The sequence below is a fragment of the Streptococcus cuniculi genome, from assembly GCF_004570575.1.
Taxonomy (GTDB): Bacteria; Bacillota; Bacilli; order Lactobacillales; family Streptococcaceae; genus Streptococcus; species Streptococcus cuniculi_A.
This window is the reverse complement of sequence record NZ_SPPD01000006.1, coordinates 56,899-83,375: the sequence shown is the minus strand read 5'-3', so window position 1 is coordinate 83,375 and position 26,477 is coordinate 56,899. Positions and strand designations below refer to the sequence as shown.

Annotated in this window: 24 protein-coding genes and 1 tRNA gene; 11 read left to right on the top strand and 14 right to left on the bottom strand. The window is 44.0% G+C overall.

Going from position 1 to position 26,477, the window contains the following annotated elements; all coding sequences use genetic code 11:
- Window positions 1-28: 28 nt before the first annotated feature.
- On the bottom strand, window positions 29-811 hold the full coding sequence (gene rpsB, locus E4T82_RS05710) for a 30S ribosomal protein S2 (RefSeq protein ID WP_135181907.1): 783 nt from the start codon (window positions 809-811) through the stop codon (window positions 29-31).
- Window positions 812-1,041: 230 nt separating this feature from the next.
- On the opposite strand from rpsB, the gene E4T82_RS05705 reads away from it, so the two are divergent.
- Window positions 1,042-1,112 (top strand) — tRNA-Cys (locus tag E4T82_RS05705).
- A 207-nt stretch (window positions 1,113-1,319) separates the two neighbouring features.
- On the opposite strand, the gene E4T82_RS05700 is transcribed toward E4T82_RS05705, so the two are convergent.
- From E4T82_RS05700 to pbp2a, 7 genes are all read right to left on the bottom strand, one after another.
- Window positions 1,320-1,541: a phage holin gene (locus E4T82_RS05700; protein WP_135181906.1), complete on the bottom strand. Its 222-nt coding sequence runs from the start codon at window positions 1,539-1,541 to the stop codon at window positions 1,320-1,322.
- Window positions 1,542-1,706: 165 nt separating this feature from the next.
- A complete protein-coding gene (locus E4T82_RS05695; protein ID WP_167753576.1) occupies window positions 1,707-2,000 on the bottom strand; it encodes a DUF4298 domain-containing protein in 294 nt (97 codons plus the stop codon).
- 144 nt (window positions 2,001-2,144) lie between these two features.
- A complete protein-coding gene (locus E4T82_RS05690; protein ID WP_135181904.1) occupies window positions 2,145-3,149 on the bottom strand; it encodes a YdcF family protein in 1,005 nt (334 codons plus the stop codon).
- Window positions 3,150-3,212: 63 nt separating this feature from the next.
- Window positions 3,213-3,752 carry a transcription termination/antitermination protein NusG gene (nusG, locus tag E4T82_RS05685; RefSeq protein WP_135181903.1) on the bottom strand — a complete coding sequence of 180 codons (540 nt, stop codon included), beginning with the start codon at window positions 3,750-3,752 and terminating at the stop codon, window positions 3,213-3,215.
- Between the two features lie 87 nt (window positions 3,753-3,839).
- Entirely contained in the window at window positions 3,840-4,016 is a 177-nt protein-coding gene (gene secE, locus E4T82_RS05680) for a preprotein translocase subunit SecE (RefSeq protein WP_135181902.1), read from the bottom strand.
- Between the two features lie 9 nt (window positions 4,017-4,025).
- A complete protein-coding gene (gene rpmG, locus E4T82_RS05675) occupies window positions 4,026-4,178 on the bottom strand; it encodes a 50S ribosomal protein L33 (RefSeq protein WP_075104965.1) in 153 nt (50 codons plus the stop codon).
- Window positions 4,179-4,226: 48 nt separating this feature from the next.
- A complete protein-coding gene (pbp2a, locus tag E4T82_RS05670; protein WP_135181901.1) occupies window positions 4,227-6,410 on the bottom strand; it encodes a penicillin-binding protein PBP2A in 2,184 nt (727 codons plus the stop codon).
- A 767-nt stretch (window positions 6,411-7,177) separates the two neighbouring features.
- Here pbp2a and E4T82_RS05665 point away from each other — a divergent pair.
- The 8 genes from E4T82_RS05665 (at window position 7,178) to E4T82_RS05630 (ending at window position 16,226) form a co-directional block, all read left to right on the top strand.
- A complete protein-coding gene (locus E4T82_RS05665; RefSeq protein ID WP_135181900.1) occupies window positions 7,178-8,146 on the top strand; it encodes an NAD(P)/FAD-dependent oxidoreductase in 969 nt (322 codons plus the stop codon).
- 4 nt (window positions 8,147-8,150) lie between these two features.
- On the top strand, window positions 8,151-9,050 hold the full coding sequence (locus tag E4T82_RS05660) for an RluA family pseudouridine synthase (RefSeq protein ID WP_135181899.1): 900 nt from the start codon (window positions 8,151-8,153) through the stop codon (window positions 9,048-9,050).
- Between the two features lie 162 nt (window positions 9,051-9,212).
- Window positions 9,213-10,112: a ribonuclease HIII gene (gene rnhC, locus E4T82_RS05655; protein ID WP_135181898.1), complete on the top strand. Its 900-nt coding sequence runs from the start codon at window positions 9,213-9,215 to the stop codon at window positions 10,110-10,112.
- Window positions 10,113-10,122: 10 nt separating this feature from the next.
- Window positions 10,123-10,716, top strand: a complete 594-nt coding sequence (lepB, locus tag E4T82_RS05650; protein ID WP_135181897.1) for a signal peptidase I — start codon at window positions 10,123-10,125, stop codon at window positions 10,714-10,716.
- Between the two features lie 100 nt (window positions 10,717-10,816).
- On the top strand, window positions 10,817-13,189 hold the full coding sequence (gene recD2, locus E4T82_RS05645) for an SF1B family DNA helicase RecD2 (protein ID WP_135181896.1): 2,373 nt from the start codon (window positions 10,817-10,819) through the stop codon (window positions 13,187-13,189).
- 1,069 nt (window positions 13,190-14,258) lie between these two features.
- On the top strand, window positions 14,259-14,585 hold the full coding sequence (locus tag E4T82_RS05640; protein WP_075104956.1) for a PadR family transcriptional regulator: 327 nt from the start codon (window positions 14,259-14,261) through the stop codon (window positions 14,583-14,585).
- Entirely contained in the window at window positions 14,572-15,159 is a 588-nt protein-coding gene (locus E4T82_RS05635; protein ID WP_135181895.1) for a DUF1700 domain-containing protein, read from the top strand. The genes E4T82_RS05640 and E4T82_RS05635 overlap by 14 nt, the downstream gene beginning before the upstream one ends.
- Window positions 15,156-16,226 carry a DUF4097 family beta strand repeat-containing protein gene (locus tag E4T82_RS05630; RefSeq protein WP_135181894.1) on the top strand — a complete coding sequence of 357 codons (1,071 nt, stop codon included), beginning with the start codon at window positions 15,156-15,158 and terminating at the stop codon, window positions 16,224-16,226. Before E4T82_RS05635 ends, E4T82_RS05630 begins: the two co-directional genes overlap by 4 nt.
- 194 nt (window positions 16,227-16,420) lie before the next feature.
- On the opposite strand, the gene E4T82_RS05625 is transcribed toward E4T82_RS05630, so the two are convergent.
- From E4T82_RS05625 to dinB, 3 genes are all read right to left on the bottom strand, one after another.
- Window positions 16,421-16,690, bottom strand: coding sequence for a DUF4177 domain-containing protein (locus E4T82_RS05625; protein ID WP_135181893.1), 270 nt, complete (start codon window positions 16,688-16,690; stop codon window positions 16,421-16,423).
- A 15-nt stretch (window positions 16,691-16,705) separates the two neighbouring features.
- On the bottom strand, window positions 16,706-17,626 hold the full coding sequence (locus tag E4T82_RS05620) for a 1-phosphofructokinase family hexose kinase (RefSeq protein ID WP_135181892.1): 921 nt from the start codon (window positions 17,624-17,626) through the stop codon (window positions 16,706-16,708).
- 154 nt (window positions 17,627-17,780) lie between these two features.
- The gene (dinB, locus tag E4T82_RS05615) at window positions 17,781-18,848 is read right to left on the bottom strand and encodes a DNA polymerase IV (RefSeq protein WP_135181891.1); all 1,068 of its coding nucleotides are present in this window, start codon (window positions 18,846-18,848) and stop codon (window positions 17,781-17,783) included.
- 209 nt (window positions 18,849-19,057) lie between these two features.
- Between dinB and pflB the strand changes: the two genes are divergently transcribed.
- Window positions 19,058-21,400 (top strand): formate C-acetyltransferase, encoded by a 2,343-nt coding sequence (gene pflB, locus E4T82_RS05610; RefSeq protein ID WP_135181890.1) that lies wholly within the window; start codon window positions 19,058-19,060, stop codon window positions 21,398-21,400.
- A 60-nt stretch (window positions 21,401-21,460) separates the two neighbouring features.
- On the opposite strand, the gene E4T82_RS05605 is transcribed toward pflB, so the two are convergent.
- From E4T82_RS05605 to gla, 3 genes are all read right to left on the bottom strand, one after another.
- The gene (locus E4T82_RS05605; RefSeq protein WP_135181889.1) at window positions 21,461-22,393 is read right to left on the bottom strand and encodes a serine hydrolase domain-containing protein; all 933 of its coding nucleotides are present in this window, start codon (window positions 22,391-22,393) and stop codon (window positions 21,461-21,463) included.
- Window positions 22,390-23,103, bottom strand: a complete 714-nt coding sequence (locus tag E4T82_RS05600; protein ID WP_135181888.1) for a CppA N-terminal domain-containing protein — start codon at window positions 23,101-23,103, stop codon at window positions 22,390-22,392. Before E4T82_RS05600 ends, E4T82_RS05605 begins: the two co-directional genes overlap by 4 nt.
- Window positions 23,104-23,253: 150 nt before the next feature.
- A complete protein-coding gene (gene gla, locus E4T82_RS05595; RefSeq protein ID WP_135181887.1) occupies window positions 23,254-24,105 on the bottom strand; it encodes an aquaglyceroporin Gla in 852 nt (283 codons plus the stop codon).
- Between the two features lie 90 nt (window positions 24,106-24,195).
- On the opposite strand from gla, the gene E4T82_RS05590 reads away from it, so the two are divergent.
- On the top strand, window positions 24,196-26,466 hold the full coding sequence (locus E4T82_RS05590; protein WP_135181886.1) for a Xaa-Pro dipeptidyl-peptidase: 2,271 nt from the start codon (window positions 24,196-24,198) through the stop codon (window positions 26,464-26,466).
- Window positions 26,467-26,477: the final 11 nt, after the last annotated feature.

Below are 26,477 nucleotides of genomic sequence, written 5' to 3'. Positions count from 1 at the left end.
CCCTGCCCCTTAGGTTGTTTCCAAATAATTAGTTGTTGTCACCTTCTACAACTTCAACGATTTCTTCAATAGATGCTGCTTCTGTTTCAGTAGCTGCCAATTCTGCTTCTACTGATTCAACGCTATCTTCACCTTGACGGCCTTCGATAATCGCATCCGCCATTTTCGCAGTGATCAATTTAACAGCACGGATGGCATCATCGTTTGCTGGGATAATCACATCAATATCATCTGGATCTGTGTTTGTATCGACCATCGCAACAACTGGAATACCCAATTTTTTCGCTTCTTTAACAGCGATTTGCTCTTTATGTGGGTCAACAACAAACATCACATCTGGAATACGTGGCATGTCTGCGATACCGCCCAAGAATTTTTCAAGACGAGCACGTTGTTTGTTCAACAATGCGACCTCTTTCTTAGGAAGAACATCAAATGTTCCCTCTTCTTCCATGCGGTTGATTTCTTTCAAACGCGCGATACGTTTTTGAATCGTTCCCCAGTTTGTAAGAGTTCCACCCAACCAACGGTGGTTAATGAAGTATTGACCTGCGCGGATTGCTTCGTCTTTCACTGCTTCTGCAGCTTGTTTTTTCGTACCAACGAACAAGATAACTGCATCGTTTGCAGCTGCTTCACGGATAAAGTCGTAGGCTTGGTCCGCTAATTTTACAGTTTGTTGAAGGTCGATGACGTGGATACCATTGCGTTCTGTAAAGATGTATTTTGCCATCTTAGGGTTCCAGCGACGAGTTTGGTGACCAAAGTGAACACCAGCCTCAAGAAGTTGTTTCATTGAAATTACTGCCATGAGTAATGTCTCCTTTTTGTTTTTTCTCCTCTCTCAAACGTCAACTTGCAGTCCAACCTTACGGCAACAGGCCCACAATGGATTTGAGATGAGTATTTGTTGCCTCTTGCAACTCTATTATCTTACCAAAATCCCAAGGATTTAGCAAGAGATATGTTGTTAAAAAATCATTCTGGGTGAATTTCCCGCTTGACCAATCGCATTTTTTTCGGTAGAATGTTAATTGTTATGGCGGTATAGCCAAGTGGTAAGGCACGGCTCTGCAAAAGCTTGATCGTCGGTTCAAATCCGTCTACCGCCTTTCAGTACCTGATTTATCAGGATATAACCGAATGAAAAGTCCGATTTTACGGGCTTTTCATCTTTTTGTTCGGATACAGTTGGTGGGCAAACTAAAAGACCTACTTTCCTCTTATTTTTTCAGAACATACAAAAAGCCCGCCCAGTTTCCTAAGCGGATGTAGCTGTATTATTCTAACGTTCTCCTAGAGGGAGATACGGTTGCCATTCACCCTTTTGTCGGGGGTTCTATGTCGGCTTCTTTGTTTAGCACACCTAAAAAGACAAGGGTACTAAAAATGATACAGGCCGTTTGCTCTATTTGATTCAAAGCACGACTAATCTCAATATTGAAATAACCAACCAAGATATTGTCAACTAGCATGAGTAATAGGGACATGAGACCAATCCAAAACATCTGACGCCTGAAACGGATTTTTAATCGATTCATAAACTACCTCCTCGCTTTTTATAAAAATACATTTTATCACATAATAATACATTAACAAAATAAAAAGCACCAACGCGATTGCTGGTGGTAGGCGGGAGAAACCATTTTTTAGAATCTAGATGTTCGAGGAGCTAGTCTACTCAAGAGCGAGTAGCAATACTCCCCCTACTTCTCTACCCCCACCTCTCCTAGCTCTTTCATGGTTTGCGTCAAGTCACGGTAGCGTACGATTAGATTGTAGACAGCATCTTGGGACAGGACACCTCGCGAGAAACTCTGCGGAATTTTCCCCGCCTCATCCATCTCGTAATGGCGCAGCCAGTCGCTACTCTCATAATAGGCAAACAAGGTCATCAGGGAGGGGAGAAAGTGTTCAAAGTCACCCAGTGCGACTTCTAAGACCTTGACAATCGTTTCTGCCTGATTCAAGATTTCATCCATTTCTTGGATTTGTTTCATATCGTTCATGGTCTTAGTATAACAAAAACACTAGCGGATTTGCTAGTGTTTTTAAGGAGATTATGAAAAATATTTAGGATTGACTATAGTATAGCCTCTTTTAGCTCAAATGAAATCAGTCTGTAGACCGATATTTCATATTTATCATAAGATACTCAGCAACATAAACACCAAAAATAAAGCAGACAGGATGAGCAGGGGGCGTTTCAGTTTTTGGAGAATCGCAACGTACTCACGGATAAAGGCGCTCGGTAGGTAGTAGGAAGCCGTCTGACAGCCCAAGCCTGCCCCTCTCATCTTTAGTTTTTTTGCATAGAAACTCGTCCGCAAGACGTGGTAGTCATTGGTCACAAAAAGGTAATAAGGATTGTCCCCTTTATCTGTCAATTGTTTGGAAAAAAGGAGATTTTCATAGGTGGTTCGTGATGTATCTTCCAGAATCATGACCTCATCTGGAATCCCCTTCTCACGGAGATATCTAGCAATGGCTGCGGCTTCTGAGACCTTCTCATCTAGTCCTTGACCGCCACTTGGAATCAATTTTACAGACGGATTTTTAGCCTTATGAAAGGCTTCAATCGCCTTATCAATCCGTTTAGCAAGAAGCGGCGTCACAGTCTCTCCATTTAACAAGCCTGCACCATGAATAATAATATAGTCATAATTCCGTTTCTTAGGCAATATGTGGTACAAGATGGAATAGAGGAAAAAGGCGACAAAGATTCCCGCAAAGAGGATGAAAAGAAAATTCATGTAGATGAAGCAGTAATAGATAAAAGGAGCATGTCGCGCAAGGAAGGGAGCATACTGGATTCCTAAAAATGCCAATCCTATGTAACTCAGGAGGCTGAAGCCCAAAAGGAGCGACAGACTATTCCCAAGGGACTTCCCCTCCTTTTTCAAGATGATAAAGCCGTTGAGGAAAAGAAAGACACCAACTAGGATAATCACAAAGGGCACTGACAGAAAGACCATGAGCAACAAGAGATAGATCGCGTCTGAATGGGCAAAGGCCAGCTCTAGGGCTGAAAGATACAGAAAACCCAAAGCAAACAGGAATAAAAAGGCATTGAGAAGATTTCTCGGTTCTCGCCAAAAGCTAATGACAAAAGCCAGTACAAACATTACAGTTAAGAAATAGAGTGGCATAAAATTTCCTTCATACATTTTTAACGATAAAAAAGAGAGAACAAATTCTCCCTTTTGATCCGACTACAATTCTGCAATCTGGCTCAAGTTTACTTCGGCAATAGTGTCATTTCCAAACATGGAGATGACCATTTTCACCTTGTTGTTATCAATTTCGGTAATCTTACCTGTGTAGTCAGTAAAGGCACCATCGATGATGCGCACGGTGTCTCCGACCTTGACATCCATGTCAAATTCTTGAACAGTTTGGCCCATAGATACCAAGATTTGACGAATTTCTTCTTCCAAGAGCGGTGTTGGTTTTGAACGGTTCCCGTGCGAGCCGACAAATCCTGTCACGTTCGGGGTATTCCGCACAACAAACCAAGCTTCGTCCGTCATGACCATTTCGACCAGGACATAACCCGGGAAGCGGTTTTCTTCTACTTCTTTGAACTCACCATTTTTCTCTACTTGGACGGTCTGAGTAGGGATTTCTACGCGGAGGATATTTTCCAACATATTGTAGGTATGGGCGCGTTGCAACAGGTTTTCCTTGACCTTGTTCTCATATCCAGAATAAGTTTGAAGGACAAACCAGCCTTTATCAAAACTATCTAACATAGCTTTCTTCCTTTCATAATAAAAAAGCCCGGAGGCTTTTCCCTTTTCTTCATTATAGCATGGCGATTTTCGTCTTGCAAGTATTTGCTAGAAAAGATTGATAAGGCTGATAATGCCTTTAGACAAGATCAAGTCAAAAAGATAAATAATTGCTACGAAAAAGATTGTGTATTGAATAACAGACACAAAATCTCTCCAGCTTTGCTTTTTGGTTGGCCAGGCTGTTCCTTTTAAAATCTGTATCGTATCGCTTAAAAATTTCACAACAAACTCCTATCTAGTTTCTTTGTGGACGGTGTACTGTCCACAGTGTTTACAATATTTATTTACTTCTAATCGTGTCGGCTTAGGATTGCTTGAAAGTTTAATCGAATAGTTTCGCGATCCACAAACTGCACACGCTAGGCTTGCTTTTTTCAGTGCCATAAAGCCCTCCATCTTTGCTATTTTATCATGTTTTCTAGAATTTGGCAACTACTCAAACCAACTCTTGAATTTATCCCAAAGGCTTTTAGCCCGTTGTGGAAGTTTGGCATCAATAATCTCTTGCTTGGTTTGGTCAATCAAACTCTGAGCCCGGTCCTTGATATCCTTGATTTGGTCTTGGTAATTGCCTGCACTTGGTGTTGGTGCAGGTTGAGCTGGTGACTCAATTCCATTTTGAACATAGGCATTTTCCACTGTAAAGTCTGTTCCAGCTGTATTTGGTAAGATGGATGCAACAACCGTTTGAAAGACACTAGGTGCCATCCAGGAATTCGTACCATCGATGTAATGTTGCTCATCTGTCTTTTCAAATCCGACCCATTGGCTGATGACCAAGTCTGGTGTATAGCCAATAATCCATTGATCATTGGTCAAATTAGAATTAAAGTTGGTCTCTGTTGTCCCTGTTTTCCCAGCCAGTGCATAGCCATAAACAGCCGCATTAGCTCCTGTACCATTGGTAAAGGTGCCAAGCATCATCGAGGTCATCTTATCTGCCACAGCCTTGTCCATGACACGACTTGTTTCTTCCTTGTGCTGGACCAGCACTTTTCCACCTGCGGTCTCAATCCGCGTAATCAAATGACTGTCTTTCATTACCCCAGCATTGGCAAAAGCAGAGTAGGCCTGAGCCATTTCAAGGGGATTGGTGGATACACCGCTTCCGATTGCCACTCCTAATACTGGCTCCACCTTGTCCATATTGAGGCCGAATTTCTTGCCGTATTCAAAGGCCTTATTCATCCCCAAAGTGTTAACCGTTGCGACCGCAGGTAGATTGTAAGACACTGCTAAGGCTTGATACATCGGAACCGTGTCGGACGTTGAATAGTCAAAATTATGCAGCGTATAGGTCCCGTAGGTCTCAGTATGATTGTCTAGCTCCTTGTTCATCGACCAGCCTGCTGCAATGGCGGGCGTATAGGCCACTAAAGGTTTAATGGCAGAACCTGGGCTACGCTGAGATTGAGTAGCAAAGTTAAAGCTGCGGAAGGTCGGATTCTCTGAGCTATTGACCCGCCCTACAAGCGCACGAATACCACCTGTTTTTGGATCCATCGCAACACTTGCAGATTGGGCATAGGAGCCGTCATAGTTCGAGGTCGGAAAAAGCGATTCGTTGTCATAAATCAGCTGCATGCTGGCCTGAGAATTTTGATCCAACTCCGTGTAAATACGATAGCCGTTGTTGATGATATCACTTTCTTTCAGACCATATCGGTCAATGGCTTCTGCCATGACAGCGTCAAAATAAGACGGATAGCTATAGTTGCTCTGCTTCCCTCCATAGGTATCCTGTAATTGACTCGCCAAGTCAATCTGAGCATCGGCATCTGCGGTCGCCTGATCTAGGTAGCCTGCATCTACCATGGCCTGTAGCACCGTATTTCTTCGATTGGTCGCATATTCAAGGGAATAATAAGGATTGTAAATCTCAGGACCTTTGAGCATCCCTGCAATCACCGCTGCCTGCTCAACCGTCAGTTGGCTCGCTGAGATCCCAAAATATTTCTGACTCGCATCTTCAACGCCCCAAACACCATTTCCAAAATAAGCATTGTTGAGATACATGGTCAGAATCTCTTCCTTGCTGTATTTTTTATTGATTTCAAGGGCTAGGAAATATTCTCTGGCCTTTCGGCTGATGGTCTGGTCTTGGGTCAGAAAGGCATTTTTAGCCAACTGCTGGGTAATGGTCGAGCCACCACCAGAGCGTCCCAAGGTTAGGATAGCCAGAATGGTTCGCTTGTAGTTGATCCCAGAATTTTTATAAAAAGTGCGGTCTTCCGTAGCTATAACGGCCTGCTGTAAGTTGGGACTAATCGCATCTAGCTCGACATAGGTTCCCTTTTGACCAGAAAGGGCTCCTGCTTCATTGCCGTCCTTGTCATAGATAACTGTGGTTGCTTTTAAGGCAGCCTGTAAATCCCCAACATTGGCGGTCTTAGCAAGAAAAAAGAGATACCCTCCTACGGTCAAAACCAGTAACCCCATCAAAATCAAGGCAATCTTGGTCAACTGATATCTTCTCCAAAACTTGCGAATAGGCTCAGGAATGCGGGATTTCTTCTTGGACTTCGCTTCGTGGTCGGTAGGCTTGCGCCGACTGCGGCGCATCTGACGGCCTTCTGCAACTAGATCTTCATCTTCTCTTCCATCGTATTGGTCCATAATCCTCTCTCTTTCTATTTAATTTTGTACCATTATACTACATTTTGCGCCATTCGACCCGATAGAACCTTCAAAACGGATTGTAGGAGCTAGAAAAGCCTTTCGATTTATAACAGCCCAAAAAGAAAGCGCCAACAAGAACGAAAACTCCCCATGTATCACCCTTTCAAAAAATCCGCCAAGAATACCGTGAAACTCGTGAAAGTCAAACAAAGATTTTTTAGAATGGTTTCTCAAGCGCCATCTCTCTAGTAAAGGAAAGATTATCCTAATGCTTCTTGTCTGGCTTGCTTGGACGTAAATGTGGGCTTATCCTGCCCTCTTTGTCTACCTGTCCGAAGGTATTGTCGTCCTGTATCTCCTCTACTGTTTTGATTTTTTAGTGACCTATCGTAACCATCGCAAATGACATTGTCATTTGTCAGAACATAGATAAACCCAAGAACTATTTAAACAAGTAAAAAAGCTCTGCTCACTCAACATTTCATTTCCGCGAGCGGGGCGATCCCCAACAGATACTTTACGCTGTGGTAAAAGTAGCATCATAACTAGTGGTGACGCTACTCGGAAATGTTGAGACCTTAGGGTCATCATTTAGGTATGGAATTCCGTAGGAAGTCGCTACCGTCCGCACTACCTAAGAAAAGGAGAGTATAAGAACTTTTTCTTCAAGCTGGCAAATGGCATTGTCATTTGTTTTTTCATTTGAGCGATAGCGCATAGATTGTGGTAGAATAGAAATATTCTGATTGAAAAGAGGCATTTGAATGACGGAACTGTATGATATTACGATTATTGGAGGTGGCCCTGCAGGCCTATTTACCGCCTTTTATACGCATTTACGCCAAGCTAAGGTGAAAATCATTGACTCCCTTCCTCAACTGGGTGGGCAGCCTGCTATTTTATATCCTGAAAAGACGATTTTGGACATCCCAGCCTTTCCTCGCTTGACAGGTCAGGAATTAACAGACAATCTCCTTGCTCAGCTCGAACCCTTTGAGACCAGTATTTGCCTCAACGAAACCGTAACGGCTATTTCACAAGGTGAGCATTTCACCATTACCACTTCAAAAGAAGAGCATGCCTCAAAGGCTATTATTATCGCTATGGGAGGCGGTGCTTTCAAACCGCGCCCGCTTGAGATTGCAGGGGCAGATGCATTTGAAAATATCCATTACCATGTAGCCAATATCCAGCAATATGTAGGACAACATGTAGTGGTCCTAGGCGGCGGAGATTCTGCAGTGGACTGGTCACTAGCCTTTGAGCCAATCGCTGAAAGCACTCAGATTGTACACCGGAGGGATCACTTCCGCGCTATGGAACATAGTGTCGAAGCCCTTAAAGCATCGAGCGTTACGCTCCATACTCCTTACAGTCCTAAAGCTCTCCAAGGAGAAAATGGACGCGCGACAGCAATTGAATTGACCAAGGTCAAAAGTGATGAAGAGCTGACACTCCCCTTTGATCATCTCTTTGTCAACTACGGCTTCAAGTCTTCTATTGGAACATTAAAAGAATGGGGACTAGAACTGGGGCGCAACCGCATACTCGTCAATAGCAAGCAAGAGACCTCTATCCCTGGTATCTATGCGGTCGGTGACTGTTGTTCTTACGAGGGAAAAGTGGACTTGATTGCAACGGGTCTGGGTGAAGCGCCGACTGCTGTTAACAACGCCATGCATTTTATCAATCCAGCTGAAAAGGTGCAACCAAAGCACTCTTCAAGTTTGTAAGCCTATGAAATATACCATTACCATTCCTGCTCAATTTCCCGCTATGACGGTAAAGGAAGCCTTAGAAGATTACTTCTTGATTCCGCGCAAAGTTCGCCACTTCCTGCGCACCAAAAAACATGTCCGCGTAAACGAGCAAGCCATCAACTGGCAGAGCTCAATTACGGCAGGTGACCAGCTAGAACTCATTTTTGACGAGGAAGATTATCCCGAAAAAGCCATTCCTTGGGGGAAAAGTGAATTAGTTGATGTTCTCTATGAGGATGAGCACCTAATTGTGGTCAACAAGCCTGAAGGCATGAAGACCCACGGCAATGACCCGACTGAAATCGCCCTGCTCAATCATGTATCCGCTTATGTCCAGCAAACCTGCTATGTCGTGCATCGTCTCGATATGGAGACCAGCGGTGCGATTGTATTTGCCAAAAATCCTTTTATCCTACCGATTCTCAATCGACTCTTGGAAGACAAGGTGATTTTTCGTGAATATCTGGCCCTCTGCCAAGGGCGATTCCCAGAAAACACACGGACCATAACAGATAAAGTCGGACGCCACCGCCATGACAGACGCAAACGAGTGGTAGACCCGCAAAAAGGGCAGCCAGCCCTTACTCATGTCACTCGATTAAAAACACTGGGAAAAACGAGCCTTGTTGCCTGCCAGTTAGAAACGGGACGAACACATCAAATCAGAGTCCATCTCTCTCATCACGGATATGCCATTATCGGAGATCCTCTCTACAGCACGATTCCTGCTAGTAGGCTCATGCTCCACGCCCACAAACTCACCTTTACTCACCCTTTTACCCTTAAAACCATTTCTGTTCAGGCGACTTCAAACAGTTTCCAAGAGGAATTGAACAACAAAGCTGAGGGGCAAATCGACACGTTCGATTTCCTTTAAGAAAAATTTAAGCTTGTAGCGCTATACTGTACCTATCCTAAAAATTTTTCTTTTTCATCAATCTCCTCAAACATCCTGAGACTGTTCAGGATGTTTGTTTTTCTCTCTAAACAGCTAACCTCTTGCTTCCATGCTTTCACACCTTTGTGATATAATAAGAAGATGAACAATCTTGTGATAACTGTAGATAAGAGACAGAAAGAGAAAATCAAGGCCTACTATACTGCCTACCAACAGCCGAATAACAATCCCTATGTGGAAGCTTTTTTCAAGACAGACGGTGTCATTATCACCCTTTATCGGTCAGGAAAGGTTATGTTTCAGGGAGAACACGCTAATCTCCATGCTCAGAAATGGGGATATCAAGCAGACAGTCTACACCCGCAGCAAGCCTTGTCCCAGCAGATAGCCATGATTGGAACAGATGAGGTGGGGAACGGTTCTTATTTTGGTGGACTTGCGGTCGTTGCGAGTTTCGTCACTCCAAGCGACCATGCCTTTCTCAAGTCGTTAGGTGTTGATGATTCCAAACGATTGACAGATCAAAAAATCTGCCAAATCGCACCCTTATTAAAAGAGAAAATTCCGCACCAGTCTCTGCTCCTTACCCCTCAGAAATACAACGAGGTCATTGACAGAGGCTACAATGCAGTCTCTGTCAAGGTGGCGTTGCATAATCAGGCGATTTTCCTGCTTTTGCAAAAGGGGGAGGCACCAGAGCAGATTGTCATCGATGCCTTTACTAGTAGCACGAACTACAATCGCTATCTGGCTCAAGAAGCCAATCGCTTTCCAAACCCTGTCGTATTAGAAGAAAAGGCAGAAGGAAAATACCTAGCAGTCGCCGTGTCATCCATTATCGCACGTGCCATGTTTTTGGAAAATTTAGCCCAATTAAGCCACGAAATCGGGTATGCCCTACCCTCTGGCGCTGGGAAAAAGTCTGATTACGTCGCGCGCGACATCCTTGCCCAATACGGCATGGCAGGACTAGAAAAAACGGCCAAACTGCACTTTGCCAATACCCAAAAGGCACAAGCGCTTTTATCACATCGTAAATGAGGTTTTATCAATGAAATATTTTTTGAAAGAATGGGGTGTCTTTTCCTTTATTCTCGTACTGATTCTGCTTTCCAGATTATTTATCTGGAGTTTGGTGAGCGTTGAAGGGCATTCAATGGATCCTACCTTGCGCGACAAGGATGCACTAATCATGCTAAAAATTGGAAAAATTGACCGATTTGACATCGTAGTCGCAAGCGAGATAGATGATGCTGGTAAAGAAAAATTGATTGTAAAACGCCTCATCGGACTGCCTGGCGACACTATCCACTATGAAAATGACACTCTCTACATCAATGGCCAGGAAGTTAAAGAAGAATATCTGGAAGAGTATAAGGCAGCATTTGCCAAAGACAAGCTCCAATCCACCTATTCTTATAATCCAAACTTTCAGGCGATTGCGCAAGACGCATCAGCTTTCACATTAGACGCACAAAGGAACTCTACTTTCACCGTCGAAATCCCCGAGGGACAATACTATCTTCTAGGAGACGATCGCCTCGTATCAGCAGATAGCCGTAAGGTCGGAACCTTTAGAAAAACGGCCATCAAGGGAAAAATCATCTCCCGTGTCTACCCATTTAATCGTATCCAAGGCTTTTAAAATCAATCACAGGCTTATCAAGCGCATATCCAGCACTAATTCGCACCTGGAGAGCGAGTGGCTTGTGATTTTTCAATAGCTTATAGAACTAGGAACTGATATGAGTGAAGTTTATTTTACAGGAACCATCGACCGCATTATCTTTGAAAATCCGTCCAATTTTTATAAGATTTTACTCCTTGAGATTGAGGATACCAATAGTGACTATGATGACTATGAAATCATCGTGACAGGAACTATTGCTGATGTCATTGAGGGAGAGGACTATCAATTTTATGGCCACTTGGTCACCCACCCCAAATACGGTCAACAACTACAAATCACGCGCTATGAACGCACCAAACCAACCTCTGCTGGCTTGGTCAAGTATTTTTCTAGCAATCAATTTAAGGGAATTGGGCGCAAAACTGCCGAGAAAATTGTTGAACTCTACGGCGAAAATACCATCGACCACATCTTAGCTCAACCTGAAAAGCTGACGCAAATCACAGGACTTTCTGCTAAAAATCGTCAGGCCTTTATCGAGAAACTGCGTTTCAACTACAGGACAGAGGTCACTCTGGCAAAGCTGGCTGAATACGGCATCCCCAACAAACTCGCCTTTCAAATCCAAGACCAGTACAAGGAAAAAACGCTGGACATCATCCAAGAGAATCCCTATCAACTGGTGGAAGATGTTCAAGGGTTGGGCTTTACCATCGCCGATAAGATTGCAGAAAACCTAGGGATTGCAAGCGACTCACCACAGCGTTTTCGGGCTGCCATGCTCTTTAGTCTGATTCACCAGTCCATGGAGACAGGCGACACCTATGTCGAAGCCCGTGACCTACTTGCGCACACCATAGAAGTACTGGAAACAGCCCGCAGAGTGGAGCTAGACCCTGCCCTTGTCGCACAGGAATTGACAGGCTTGATTCAGGAGGGGAAGGTACAGCAGATTGACACCAAAATCTTTGACAACTCCCTCTTTTTTGCAGAGCAAGGCATCCATAAGCAGATCACGCGCCTATTAGACAAGCAAGAGGTTCACACCTTTCCTACTGAAAAGATTGATGAAGCCATCGCAGAAGTCGAGCAACTCTCTGGCTTTTGCTACGATACGATTCAAAGACAGGCCATTCACCAAGCCCTCAACAATCCCCTTTTTATCCTAACTGGAGGACCTGGAACTGGTAAAACAACGGTCATCAATGGTATCATTTCCATCTACGCTATGCTCCATGGAATCAATCTGACCAAGGTGATGGGAGATTGCCCGATTTTACTAGCTGCGCCAACGGGTCGAGCGGCTAGACGGATGAATGAGTTAACAGGACTTCCAAGTGCGACCATCCACAGGCATCTGGGCTTGACCGAAGGACAAGAAGAAAGCTACCGCGATGACTATCTGGATGCTGAATTTATCATCATTGACGAATTTTCCATGGTGGACACCTGGCTAGCAAACCAACTCTTTCAGCACATTTCATCAACTACTCAGGTTCTCATCGTGGGTGATGCCGAACAGCTCCCGTCTGTCAGCCCCGGTCAAGTCCTTGCAGACCTACTGAAAATCCCTCGCATTCCAAGCATTACCTTGGAAAAAATCTTCCGCCAATCCGATGATTCGACCATTGTGACCTTAGCCAACTATATCCGTCAAGGGCATCTGCCCCCTGATTTCCGGGAGAAAAAGGCTGACCGTTCCTACTTTGAAGCGCAGAATGAACAGATTCCTGCCCTCATCGACAGAATTGTCAGCGCAGCCATTCAATCAGGAATCAAGGCACAGGAAGTCCAAATCCTTGCTCCCATGTATCGAGGACCAGCAGGGATTGACCAGCTCAATATCACGACTCAAGCCCTCCTCAATCCGCTCGCAGAAGGCCAACTGGAATTTCTCCAAAATGATATCCACTTCCGCCAAGGAGATCGCGTCATTCACTTGGTCAACGACACCGAAGCCAATGTCTTTAACGGAGATTTGGGCTATATTACAGACCTTCTACCTGCCAAGTACACCGATTCCAAACAAGACGAAATCACAATGAACTTTGACGGGAGCGAAATCGTCTACCCCCGCAACGAGTGGTACAAAATCACCCTGGCCTATGCCATGTCGATTCACAAATCACAGGGGAGCGAGTTTCAGGTGGTCATTCTGCCCATTACACGGACCAGCTACCGCATGCTCCAACGAAACTTGCTCTATACAGCCATTACCCGTTCAAAGAGCAAGCTCATCCTCTTGGGAGATTACAGCGCCTTTGACTACGCTGTAAAAAATGCAGGTACTGTTCGCAAAACCTACCTCAGAGAACGCTTTGAAACGGAGCAGGCTGAGCTAACACTGGAAACTCCGACCATGGAGACTACCAGTCCAGAAGAAACGCCACCTCAGTCCTACCTTCTCAGTGAGGAAAATATCCTAACGATTAATCCCATGATTGGGATTACAAAGGAAGATATAGAAGCATTTTTTAAGAATAATTAGCACAAACAAACTGGAGAAATACTTCTCCAGTTTGTTTGATTGTCATCCCCCATTTTCAAAGAAAATCAAAAAATAGCCGAATGTTATAAAATAAAGACCTTCTTAGATAGTGAAGAAGGTCCTTTTAAATCAACTTAAGCTCCGATAACGAGATAGCCCAACATCAGTGTGATATAGAATGCAAAAATCAAGCATATCCCGAAAATAAGGTATTTGATATTTCTAAAAAAAGCGGATAACACAATGAATAGGCCACCAATAATTGGGAATATATCAAGTAACATTTTATTTCTGATAACGTAATCTCTCCCAGATATTGACTTGGAAGAAATAGTAGAGAAATCCAAATGAATAGTATCACTCCAATAATGTGATTACTATATGTATTTCCGATTTTATATATCACTTTTAAAGAATTTTTCATCACTCTATTAAACTCCTTTTCAAACAAGTTAGGCTGATATTTCTTATTCTCAATATAGCACTACAGTTTTCAAAAAACAAGTCTGTTTTTTGAAAAATAGTGATGTTACAATAAAATAGTTAGGCTAAAATGTATAAAAATAAATCCTACATCATTTAAAGGTCACAGCCTTTCCCTCGTAACAGATACCTGACCTTTTATGCCATAACCTTCCGTGAAAGTAGGTGGCTTATACACCAAATCGACTATCAGCTATTTCCCTCTAGTAGCGCCTAAAGACGTTCGCTGGTAAATGCCATGATTACTTGACGAACGCCCGTAACAACGGGCTTTTATAGTGGATTGAGAAAGGAATAGGACAAGAAAAGGAGTTGCAGATAGAACTGGCGTTCATCAAAGCGACTGAACGATGTCCTAACCTTTATTCAATTCACTATATCTTGTTCTAAAACTGCCGCCTGAAATAGATTTTCTTTCAACAAAAGGAAATGAGTAAATGGAGGCCCCCTATAAATTCTCTTTTTTCGCAAAAATTCTATTGACATTTCCAAACGATAGGTGTATATTTAATATATATCATATTTTGATATATAAATAATCACAACCTATTCTCAGCGTCTACCACAAAGAAAAGGAGGTCTTGAGATGTACTTTCCCGTACCCGCTGTACTGACAGAATTTCTCATCCTAGCGATTCTAGAGTCCAATGATTCCTACGGTTATGAGATTAGCCAGACCATTAAACTGATTGCCAACATCAAAGAGTCAGCCCTCTATCCCATTTTAAAGAAAATGGAACAAAATGATTACTTGGCGACCTATTCCCGAGAATACCAAGGTCGTACTCGGAAATACTATGGCTTGACCCAATTGGGACACGAGCATCTCATCAATCTCAAGGAAGATTGGGATACCTACACATCAACTATCAATGGCATCATAGAAGGGAGCATTCGTCATGACAAGAACTGAATACATGGAGCAGTTGGAAAAACACCTGAAAAAACTGCCCCACAAAGAATACCAGGAGGCCGTCAATTATTTTAAAGAATACTTTGATGATGCGGGCCCAGAAGGAGAAGCTGCCTTGATTGAAGAATTAGGATCACCCAAGGAAGCTGCTAGCGACATTATCAACAATATCCTCGACCGCCATATCGAAGAAGAAATGACAGCCGAGCGAAAAAATAAGACTAAGACCATCTGGCTCGCTCTGCTTGCACTCTTATCACTTCCGATTGCCATTCCGCTCTTGCTATGCTTGATTGGAGTGCTCCTTCTCATCATAGCAGGAGTTGCAGGATTAATTCTTTCAGCCTTTCTTTTGGGACTCGGTCTCATCGTGACAGGTGGCTACTTTATCTGGGAAGCCTTTACCCTCTTTAGCCAGTCCCTTCCAGCCTTTCTCATGGGATTTGGTACTGGGATTGGTCTCATCGGTGGCGCTACCATTCTCTATGTGGTGACCGGCCTCTTTGCCTACTGGTCAGGTCGCCTAGTCAAGACCCTCTTTCAATGGATTCTTAAGCGAGGTAAAACAGCATGAAAAAGAAAGTTACCATCACCTTACTAACTGGTTTTGTCGCCTTGATTTCTGGCCTGATTCTCTGCGGTGTCGGCTATTTTCTAGGTGGCATTGAGGACATCGAAACCATAGCCACTCCTGTCTTAACAGAAGAAACCTATCAGGATATTCGAGAAATCAACCTCAATTTCCAAGCACGAGAGGTACGAGTTGAGCAATCACCCGACGACAAATTCCATGTCCGCTATGCCAATTTCGATAATTTTCGCTATCATCACCTCTCCCTCCACCAAGAGAAGCAGACCCTCACCGTTGAAGGGAACAATTCCACATTTCACATACAAGGAATCATGCAATTCCTAGGGCAGGAATTAGCCATTCAGCGCAATCGAGAACTTCAAGAATTGGTGATTACAGTTCCCAAAGGAAAAACCATTGAAAGACTTTCTGGCGCAACCTATTTCTATCCCACTTCTCTCTCCCTAAACAATGTTCACATCAAACACTTGGACTGGGGTGGTTATATCAATGGGGACAATGTGACAATGGAAGGCGGAACCATCAGTGTAGCTAATAGCCTTTATTTCGCTAACTCTCATTTGAAAAACACGACGATTGATGCGCCCATCGAGACACAGTCCTACCAAACAAGTACCCTCGAAAATGTCACGATTCAACGGGCCAACTCCATCCACCTACATGATACAACGATTCTCGGCACCACCAAGATGGAGGCAACTAGTTCCTACCATATATACATCAACGTCAACCTATCTGAAAAGAGCCAAAAAGATACCCAGCTAGATTTGACAGTAACCTATGATTGGGATCAACTGCGCGAACACTATTACTATCCGGAATATGTCGAGCCAGAAACAGATGAAGCAACCCAAGCGCAAGAAGAGTTCCGCAAAGAACATCTGGAGCAGATGGGCATCAAGGCCGGTAGCGAGTACAAGGACGTCAAAATCGAAGAAGACAAAGACGGTGCCAAGGCAAGCTATACTCCCAAAGACGCAACCAATAAACTGATTATCCGCACAACCAATAAACAAATCAACCTTGGAGCAGTGAAGTTGAGTCATTAAAAGCAAGAAAAAACAACGAGTCTAAGACAAAAAGTCTAAGCCTAAATATAAAAAACGAGCAAAACTAGTTTTCTGACACTAAGAATTCTGTTTTGTTCGCTTTTTGTTCTAATTTATCACTTTAAAGATTTGATGATAAAGAATCTCAAAAATCAAAATCATAGTTTGTCCTAGACTCTTTCTTTTTCACCACTTTACACAATCTTTTCAAAAACCATCGTAGCTTGAATGCGGTCACCTCCGCCCAAGCCTTTGCTTCCACCATTAGCTGTTGTAATAGTGTGAAGTCGATAGCCTTTCTGAACCTGTTGATTGATGACACGCTCTAGTTCCGTTAGATTGCCAGACCCTGTGCCCCAAAACTTCTCTTTCAATGTCACCTGAAGGACTACGTAATGTAGATTTTCCACACCAGAAGCTACTGAAAAAGAGCTTTCTTCTTTCATCGTATCAAAAAATCCCATCGTCTACTCCTTTTCTTACACTTCCTCAACGGTCACTTTTTCAAGCAAGTCTTGGTACTGGTTCTTATCCACCTCTGGGAAATACTGCAAGCAGTTGGCTGCAGAAAAGGCTGCCGCTTCACGCAAGTAGAGTTCAGGCACTTCTTGTCGGCTCAACCCCTTAACCAAGACTCCCAAGTAAAAGTCACCTGAAGCAATCGGATTGAGCGCCTCAACCTGCAGAGGGGCTACTCGGAAAAAGCGTTGCCCAATTTTTGCCAAGCTCCCTTTAGCTCCCATGGTCACAATCATATTCTCATGAGGCGTTTTTCCTTTTAAAATCGCTAAAATTTGCTCTGGACTATCCTCGTCCAATTCTGGATAAATGTCTTTCAACTCCTCATTGTTAATCTTGACCAAACTCGGCTGGGATTGATAGGCTGCACGCAAGGCTGCGCCACTCGTATCCACAATAGTATGTACTCCCGGGTGACGGTTGATCAATTGCTGGATGTAGTCATCTGGCATTCCCTTCATCAGACTACCCGAAAAAACCAACCAGTCTCCGTCTGACAAACTATCTTCCAACTGGCTAGTGAATTGTGCTAGCAGGTCTTCCGTCAAGTCCAAGCCTTTCTCATAAAACAAGGTCACATCGCCTGTCTCTGTTTCGACATAAATGTTACAGGTACGGGTATTTTGCGAGTTTTCCACAACCTGCAAGGCATTGCCCTTATCCGCATTTAAGTCCTGAATATACTGGCCAATACGACCTCCCAAAATGGTGTGAATGACGTAGTCAGACTCACCATTTTCCTTGAGCGCATAAGCGACATTAAAACTTTTCCCACCAGGATACTCCCTTACCTCTCTCGGACGAAGAGGGATATTTTTTTCAATCTGCCCTACTAAAAGCGTTCTGTCTAAAGCAGGGTTGGGACACACTAAATGAATCATGATACAAAGGCCTCCTTAGGTGTTTTTTTTTTTATTGTACCACCTTTTTTATTATTTGTATATATTTATCTATATATATTATTACACTGACTTAAGAATTCTGTTATTGATAGAATCCCCTCACAGACCATCCGTTTTCTCTTCTTTCCAATGACTACTGTTCAAAATTCGTTAGCGTGACCCCGAGCAAGCGAATACCCTTGTGCCACTCTGCCACCTGCTCCAAGATTTCTTCGACCCGCTGCTGGATGAGTTCTGCCTGATCGGTGGCCTCTTCCATACTCACCCGTTTGGTCAAAGTGGTAAAGTCAGCATAGCGAATCTTAAGAACGATGGTGCGTCCTTTTTTCTCGTGGCGTTGCAGGTTTTCAGCTACCCGCTTGGAGAGGCTAGCTAGTTCTTTTTTAGCATCTTCTTCCAGATAGAGAAGTTTCCGATAGGTGCGTTCCTTGCCAATCGACTTGCGGATGCGGTTGACCTTGACAGGTGAATTGGAAATCCCCCGCGCCTTACGGTACAAATCATAGCCAAAGCGCCCGAAGGTATCAATCAAAGTCATCTCTGGAACTTCCAGTAAATCCGATCCCGTATAGACCCCCATATCATGCAGTTTTTCAACGGTCTTCTTGCCAACCCCATGAAATTGCTCCACTGGTAAGTGCGATAAAACATCTATTGCCTCATCTGGTAAAATCACGGTCAACCCGTGGGGTTTTTCCATGTCTGAGGCAATTTTTGCCAAGAATTTATTATAAGACACGCCCGCAGAGGCTGTCAGATGGAGTTCACTCCAGATGTCATACTGAATGAGCTTTGCAATTTTGACGGCCGACTTGATTCCTTTCTTATTTTCCGTTACATCAAGATAGGCTTCATCGATACTCATGGGCTCCACAAGATCTGTATAGCGGTGAAAAATCTTCCGCACCTGCTGACCAACTGCTTGGTATTTTTCATGATTCCCTGAAATGAAAATTGCCTGGGGACAGCGCTCATGGGCTTCCTTGCTACTCATAGCCGAATGCACTCCAAAGACCCTTGCCTCGTAGTTGCAGGTTGAAACAACTCCACGACCACCAGACAAGCGCGGATCCCGCCCAATGATGACAGGCTTACCCTTCAAGCTAGGATTATCCCGCACCTCAATGGCAGCAAAAAAGGCATCCATATCGATATGAATGATTTTTCGTGATGTATCATTGATTAAGGGAAAAATCAGCATCGTTTGACCACCTCTTCCCTCTAGTATAGCTTAACTTTTCCATTTGTGCCAAAAATCGCTACAAGTCTATGAAAATTAATGAAAGAATGTAAGAGAGGTGCAAGTCTTTTCATTGATTTTCAAGAGTTTCTCCCTTGTATAAAGTGGTTGCAAGTGGTATAATAAGAGCATAAAGACGCATTGCGCCTAAATATAAAAGGAGAACCCTCATGTCAACAAAGGTTAAAACCAAAAATGTAACTGAAGACATTTTCGCTCAGGCTTGGGAAGGCTTCAAAGGTGATGACTGGCAAGAAAAAGCTAGCGTAACCCGCTTTGTTCAAGCAAACTACACTCCGTATGACGGAGACGAAAGTTTCCTTGCAGGCCCAACGGAACGCTCTCTTCACATTAAGAAAATCATCGAAGAAACAAAGGCAGGATACGAAGACACTCGTTTCCCAATGGATATTGACCGTGCGACTTCAATCGCTGATATCCCAGCTGGTTTCATCGACAAAGAAAACGAAGTCATCTTCGGTATCCAAAACGATGAATTGTTCAAATTGAACTTCATGCCTCGTGGTGGTATCCGTATGGCTGAAACCACATTGATTGAAAACGGCTATACTCCTGACCCTCTTCTTCATGAAATCTACACCAAGCATGCTACAACTGTAAATGACGGTATCTTCCGTGCCTATACATCTGATATTCGCCGTGCGCGTCACTCTCACCACGTTTCTGGTCTTCCAGATGCTTACTCACGTGGACGTATCATCGGTATGTACGCTCGTCTTGCCCTTTACGGAGCAGACTACCTAATGGAAGAAAAAGTGGCAGACTGGAACTCAATCACCGAAATTGATGAAGAGTCTATCCGTCTTCGCGAAGAAATCAACTTGCAATACCAAGCATTGCAACAAGTTGTTCGCCTAGGTGACCACTATGGTGTTGATGTCCGTCGTCCTGCTTTGAATACAAAAGAAGCCATCCAATGGACAAACATCGCTTTCATGGCAGTATGTCGCGTGATCAACGGTGCTGCAACTTCACTTGGACGTGTACCAATCGTACTTGATATTTATGCAGAACGTGACTTGGCTCGCGGAACATTCACTGAATCAGAAATCCAAGAATTCGTTGATGATTTCGTATTGAAACTCCGTACAGTTAAGTTCGCTCGTACAAAAGCCTTTGATGAAATCTACTCAGGAGACCCAACTTTCCTTACCACTTCTATGGCGGGTATGGGAAATGATGGACGTCACCGTGTTACAAAAATGGACTACCGTTTCTTGAACACACTTGACAACATCGGTAACTCTCCAGAGCCAAACTTGACAGTTCTTTGGTCTGACCAACTTCCATACTCATTCCGTCGCTACTGTATGGCAATGAGCCACAAACACTCTTCTATCCAATACGAAGGGGTTACAACTATGGCGAAAGACGGATATGGTGAAATGAGCTGTATCTCTTGCTGTGTGTCACCACTTGACCCAGAAAGCGAAGACAAACGCCACAACATCCAATACTTTGGAGCACGCGTAAACGTTCTTAAAGCACTTCTTTCAAGCTGGAACAACGGTTATGACGATGTCCACAAAGACTACAAAGTATTTGACTGTGTAGAGCCAAATAACTCTGAAGTCTTTGAATACGACGAAGTGATCGCAAACTTTGAAAAAGCACTTGACTGGTTGACTGATACCTATGTAGATGCGATGAACATCATCCACTACATGACAGACAAGTACAACTACGAAGCTGTTCAAATGGCCTTCTTGCCAACCTTCCTTCGTGCAAACATGGGATTCGGTATCTGTGGATTCGCCAACACTGTTGACTCACTTTCTGCGATTAAATACGCACAAGTAAAACCAATCCGTGACGAAGATGGCTTCATCTACGACTACGAAGTAACTGGTGACTTCCCACGTTACGGTGAAGATGATGACCGTGTAGACGATATCGCGAAATGGCTCATGGAAGCATTCTTCTCTCGCTTGAACAAACATAAATTGTACAAGAACGCAGAAGCAACTGTTTCTATCTTGACCATCACTTCAAACGTTGCTTACTCTAAACAAACAGCGAACTCACCTGTTCACCGTGGAGTATTCCTCAACGAAGATGGCTCTGTCAACACTTCTAAAGTAGAATTCTTCCCACCAGGTGCAAACCCAACTTCTAAATCTCGTGGTGGTTGGTTGCAAAACTTGAACTCATTGTCTAAATTGAACTTCAAACATGCAAATGACGGAATTTCATTGACAACTCAAGTATCACCAAAAGCACTCGGTAAGACATTTGACGAGCAGGTTACTAACTTGGTAACAATCCTTGATGGTTACTTTGAAAATGGTGGACAACACGTTAACTTGAACGTTATGGACCTTCAAGATGTTTATGATAAAATCATGAACGGTGAAGACGTTATTGTACGTATCTCAGGTTACTGTGTAAACACCAAGTACCTCACTAAAGAACAAAAAACTGAATTGACACAACGTGTCTTCCACGAAGTTCTTTCAATGGACGATGCTGCTCGCGAAGTTGCAGGTAACTAATACTAAAAAAGTAGTTCTGAAAAATCAGAACTACTTTTTATCAATTATTATCTATGCAAGTTAAGCTTGGCTTTCCAGAGCTGTTACGATGACCTGATACAGTTCTCTGCGTTTTTCAATCCACAAGGGACGGTCATCCCCGTCATAAGTACGATTGGTGAGAAAGATGGCTGCTAGTTGTTTTTCAGGATGGACTAGCAGAAAAGGACCTGTATAGCCTGTGTGGTCCAGCCAACCACCGTCTTTTAAGCTCCAGACGATCGAACGCGGTTGGGAGGAGCTGATATTCTGAGCCAGATGTCTCGCAAAGTCCTCTTGCAGATAATGGTCGAGAAAGACTTTCAAGTCCTCTAGGGTTGAAAATAGGCCCGCAGAGCCACAATGCACTCCCAACACTTTGGCCTTAGGATCGTGGACGATACCTGCCTGTACTCCCTTGACGGTCGGAACAGCAGGAGAAACAGGTCCAAACTGTGTTTCTTCCATCCTCCACGGTATAAAGATACGCTCCTGTAAGATGACATCTAGGGGTTGACCGAGCAACTCTTCCAGCATAAAGCCAAGTAAAATCAGGTTGATATCGGTATAGTGAAAGTCCTTATCATCTGTCACCCGAATCTGGTCGATTGCCTCTTTTAATCCTGCAAAGTCTAAAGAATCCCGATTTGGGATATAAGGGTCAATCCCTGTCGTATGGGTGACAAGTTGACGAATGGTCACACTATTATCATGAAAGCGAGGATAATAGGTCACAAGAGGCTTATCTAGCTCAAGGATACCCTCTTGTAGTAAAAAAATCAGGACTGTACCTACGCCGACAACCTTTGAAACAGATGCCAAATCATAGGTCAATCCTGCTTGCGTTACGATACCTTCCTCACTATGACCGAGGTAATATTCTTCCCATTTACCCTGGTGATAGAGGGCTAGACTCGCCCCTCGGTATAATCCTTCTGCTATTTGCTGGTCAATTTTTTCTAAGATAGCTTTCATTTTTCAAACCACAGCTCAATATTGCTCATATCCCTTGTCTGCAAGAAGCGCTCTTTCTTATCCTTAAAGAAAGGAACCTGTAGCTTTTCTTCTAAAGTTGCCCAATCTATATCAGCTGAAACAGGGATGCGCAAGCTGTCCAAGTCCCAAGTGGACTCGCTAGATGCAAGCAAATCCTGTCCGACTGCTTCACGGAAGGCAAGCATTTGCTGCCCTGGCAAAATCTGCTCATAAAAGCTACGACTTTTTTCGGGTTGTGCCGTGTTAATAACAATTGTTTCAACGGAAAAAGCAGTCAATTTCTCAAAGTCGTCCAAGGCCTGAAAGGCTACTGGCGGTAAGTTCTCCACAAGTTGTGAAGCATCATCTTCTGCGTGAAGCAAGAAACAATCATTTTCTGGTGAAATAGCTTCAAAAGCGTAGCCACGAGCTCCTTTATAGAGCTTGGTAAAAACTGCTCCGCGTGCTAGTAAGGCCTCGATTTCTGTGGGATGCTCCACCCGAATCACGATTTTATGTAACTTTTTAGGACCTTTCACAGCCCGTGTCCGCATACTTGGTGACTCTACCAAAATAAGCTTAATCTCTGCACTTTCTTTCGCTCCAAATTCTGCAAAAGCAGCATCCTCTAAATAGGTCTTGAATCCAAGATTATCTTCTAAAAATTGCTGATTGGCTCTTCGATTATTTATCCGAATGACTGGAATCATCTTCTTTACTTTTACCTACTCCATTTCCCTTACTTCAATACCTCTCTATTGTAATGGAAAACGCTAAAATTTACAAATAATTGACTGTACATCGAGATCAATTCTTCTTCTCTTTAGACAACAAAAGAGGCTACAAGGCCTCTTTTTGTTTTATCCGTAGATGAGTTTGTAAAGTGCGACGGCGCTGATACCTGCTGCGATTGGCGCAAGGACTGGCACCCATGCGTACCACCATTTTGAATCAGCTTTCGCTTGACCAAGAACAGATTTTGGTAACAATTGGTGCAAGATACGTGGACCCAAGTCACGAGCAGGGTTCAAAGCTGGACCAGTTGGACCACCGACAGCCGCTACAAGAGCCATTACCAAGAAACCAAGTGCCAAGTGAGCCACGTTCAACCCTGGGTTCAAGAAATTGCTCATTTGCACTTTCAAGGTTGGATCGGATAAGTCTGCACCCTGTTTTGTCAAAAAGCCAAGCACTTCTGCACCAAAGTAATGTTTGGTAATCGCCATTGCACCGAAGAACAAGACGAATGAACCGAAGAACTCGTTCAAGAATCCGTTGATCCATGACGCCTTACGGCTCGCTACTGTCCCGTCATCAAGTGCTGAAATCGTTGAAAATGATCCCAAAACATGATTTGGATTTTCTGTTTTCATGAAGTAAGGACGGTAAACACCAACGACCACTGCTTGACCTGCAATGGCACCGAGCAACTGGGCTACGATATAACCGGGAACCAAGGCCCAGTCAAAGTAACCAGATACTGCTAAACCAAGTGTGAAAGCTGGGTTGATGTGGTTTCCAGAAACATTTCCGAACATCAAAGCGGGCATCATCACTGCCAAACCATAACCGATGGCAATCAAGATCCAACCTGCGTTGTTTCCTTTTGTGCCTTTCAAGTCCACATTCGCCACTGTTCCGTTACCTAAGATCACAAGTAAGGCTGTGGCAAGAAATTCTGTAATGTACTTAATATGTACTGCTACATCCATTTTTCATATCCTCCAATAATTTTTAGACAAATACTATTCTATCAGCTATAATAGGTAATGTAAAGACTATTTTATCATTTAGGAGAATGTATGCGTTTTAACCAATTTTCTTATATCAAAACACCCCTAAAAACCATGCTAGCAGAGCTTGCAGACTTAGGATTCTCACTCCAGCCTGAACTCAGCGACAAGGAAAATTTGGAACACTTTGTCCGCAAGATTTTCTTTTTGACAAAAAATACGGACTTTGCCCTGTCCAATCTCATCGCCGACTGGGAGACTGACCTGCTGAGCTTCTTTCAGTCAGATGACGAATTGTCGCCTCAAATCTTTTATCAAGTGGCTTTTCAGATCCTCGGATTTGTGCCCGGTGTTGACTACACGGATGTCATGGACTTTGTCTCAAACAGCCGATTTCCAATTCAATATAGCCATCTTATCGAAAACCTCTACCAGCTTCTAGTCACACGCACCAAGTCTGGGAATACCCTAATAGACCAACTAGTCAGCGACGGTTTCATTCCTGAAGATCAGACCTACCATTTCTTCAATGGAAAGGCTTTAGCAACATTCTCAACGAGCGACGTGATTCGTGAAGTGGTCTATGTTGAAACACCTGTTGACACGACCAAATCTGGACAGGCAGACATCGTTAAGGTTTCGATTTTACGCCCAGCCTTCGCAGGAAAAATCCCTGCGGTCATCACCAACAGCCCCTATCATCAGGGAGTGAATGATCAGGCCAGCGACAAGGCGCTCCATAAAATGGAGGGCGAACTCGCCATCAAAGAGCCTCGCACCATCGAGGTGGAGCGGCCAAACTCCACAACGGTTCCTGCTGACCAACGCCCACTTCCTATCAGCAGCACAACTGAGAAGGTCGCCCACATCAGTTCTTACTCGCTCAACGACTATTTCCTAGCCCGTGGCTTTGCCAGCCTCCACGTCTCAGGTGTCGGGACTCTTGGCTCGACAGGCATGATGACCTCGGGCGATTACCAGCAGGTCTACAGTTTTAAGGCCGTCATTGACTGGCTCAATGGCCGTGCAAGAGCCTATACAGACCACACTCGCTCGCAGCTTGTCCTCGCTGATTGGGCAAGCGGTAAAGTGGCTACAACAGGACTTTCCTATCTAGGGACTATGTCTAATGCCCTTGCAACCACAGGTGTAGAGGGGCTGGAAGTCGTCATTGCCGAAGCCGGCATCTCTTCTTGGTACGACTACTATCGGGAAAATGGACTTGTGACAAGCCCTGGAGGCTATCCAGGTGAAGACTTGGATAGCTTGACAGCTCTGACCTATTCTAGAAGCCTACAGGCAGGTGATTTCTTACGAAATAGGGCCCACTATCAAGCCGCAATTGATGCTGAAAAACAGGCGCTTGAACGCATGTCTGGCGACTACAATCAATACTGGCATGACCGCAACTATCTCCTTCAGGCAGAGCAGGTGCGGTGTGAAGTTGTCTTTACCCATGGTTCACAAGACTGGAATGTGAAGCCCATTCACGTCTGGAATATGTTTCACGCCTTGCCAAACCATGTATCCAAGCATCTCTTCTTCCACAATGGTGCTCATGTCTACATGAATAACTGGCAGTCGATTGATTTTAGGGAATCAATGAATGCCTTGCTCACGCAAAAGCTACTCGGGCAGGATAACCACTATCAGCTTCCTAATCTCATCTGGCAGGACAATAGCTTGGAGCAGACGTGGACAGAATTGACTCAATTTGGTGGACAAGAAGAAAGAACCTTCCCTCTCGGAAACAGCATCCGCACCATTCAAAATCAGTACCCAGAAGAGCAATTTGCAACATATGGCACATCCTATCCACGTTTCCTCCAAGACCTCTTTGAAAACAAGGCCCAGCAAATAACAATGGATATTCCTCTTTCAGAAGCCCTGCACCTAAATGGGCGGGCACGCCTGCAATTGCGGGTCAAATCAAGCGTTGCAAAAGGACTTTTATCAGCGCAGGTATTGGACTTGGGAGCAGCCAAGCGCCTCGCTCCAATTCCTAGCATAAAAGCTCGGGCTAGTCTTGATAACGGCCGCTTCTACGCTACAGAAAACTTGATGGAACTCCCCTTTATGGAAAGCCCACACCGCGTCATCACTAAGGGCTATCTCAATCTGCAAAACCGCAACGACCTGCTCACAATTGAAACAGTCCCTGCAGGGGAATGGTTGGAGTTTACATGGGAATTGCAACCGACTATTTACAAGTTAAGTAAGGACAGCACCATTCGCCTCGTTCTTTATACGACCGACTTTGAATGTACCATTCGCGACAATGGCAACTGGCAGCTGGACGTCGATTTGGACCATTCGACATTGATTTTACCTCATGAATAACCAAAAGCAGG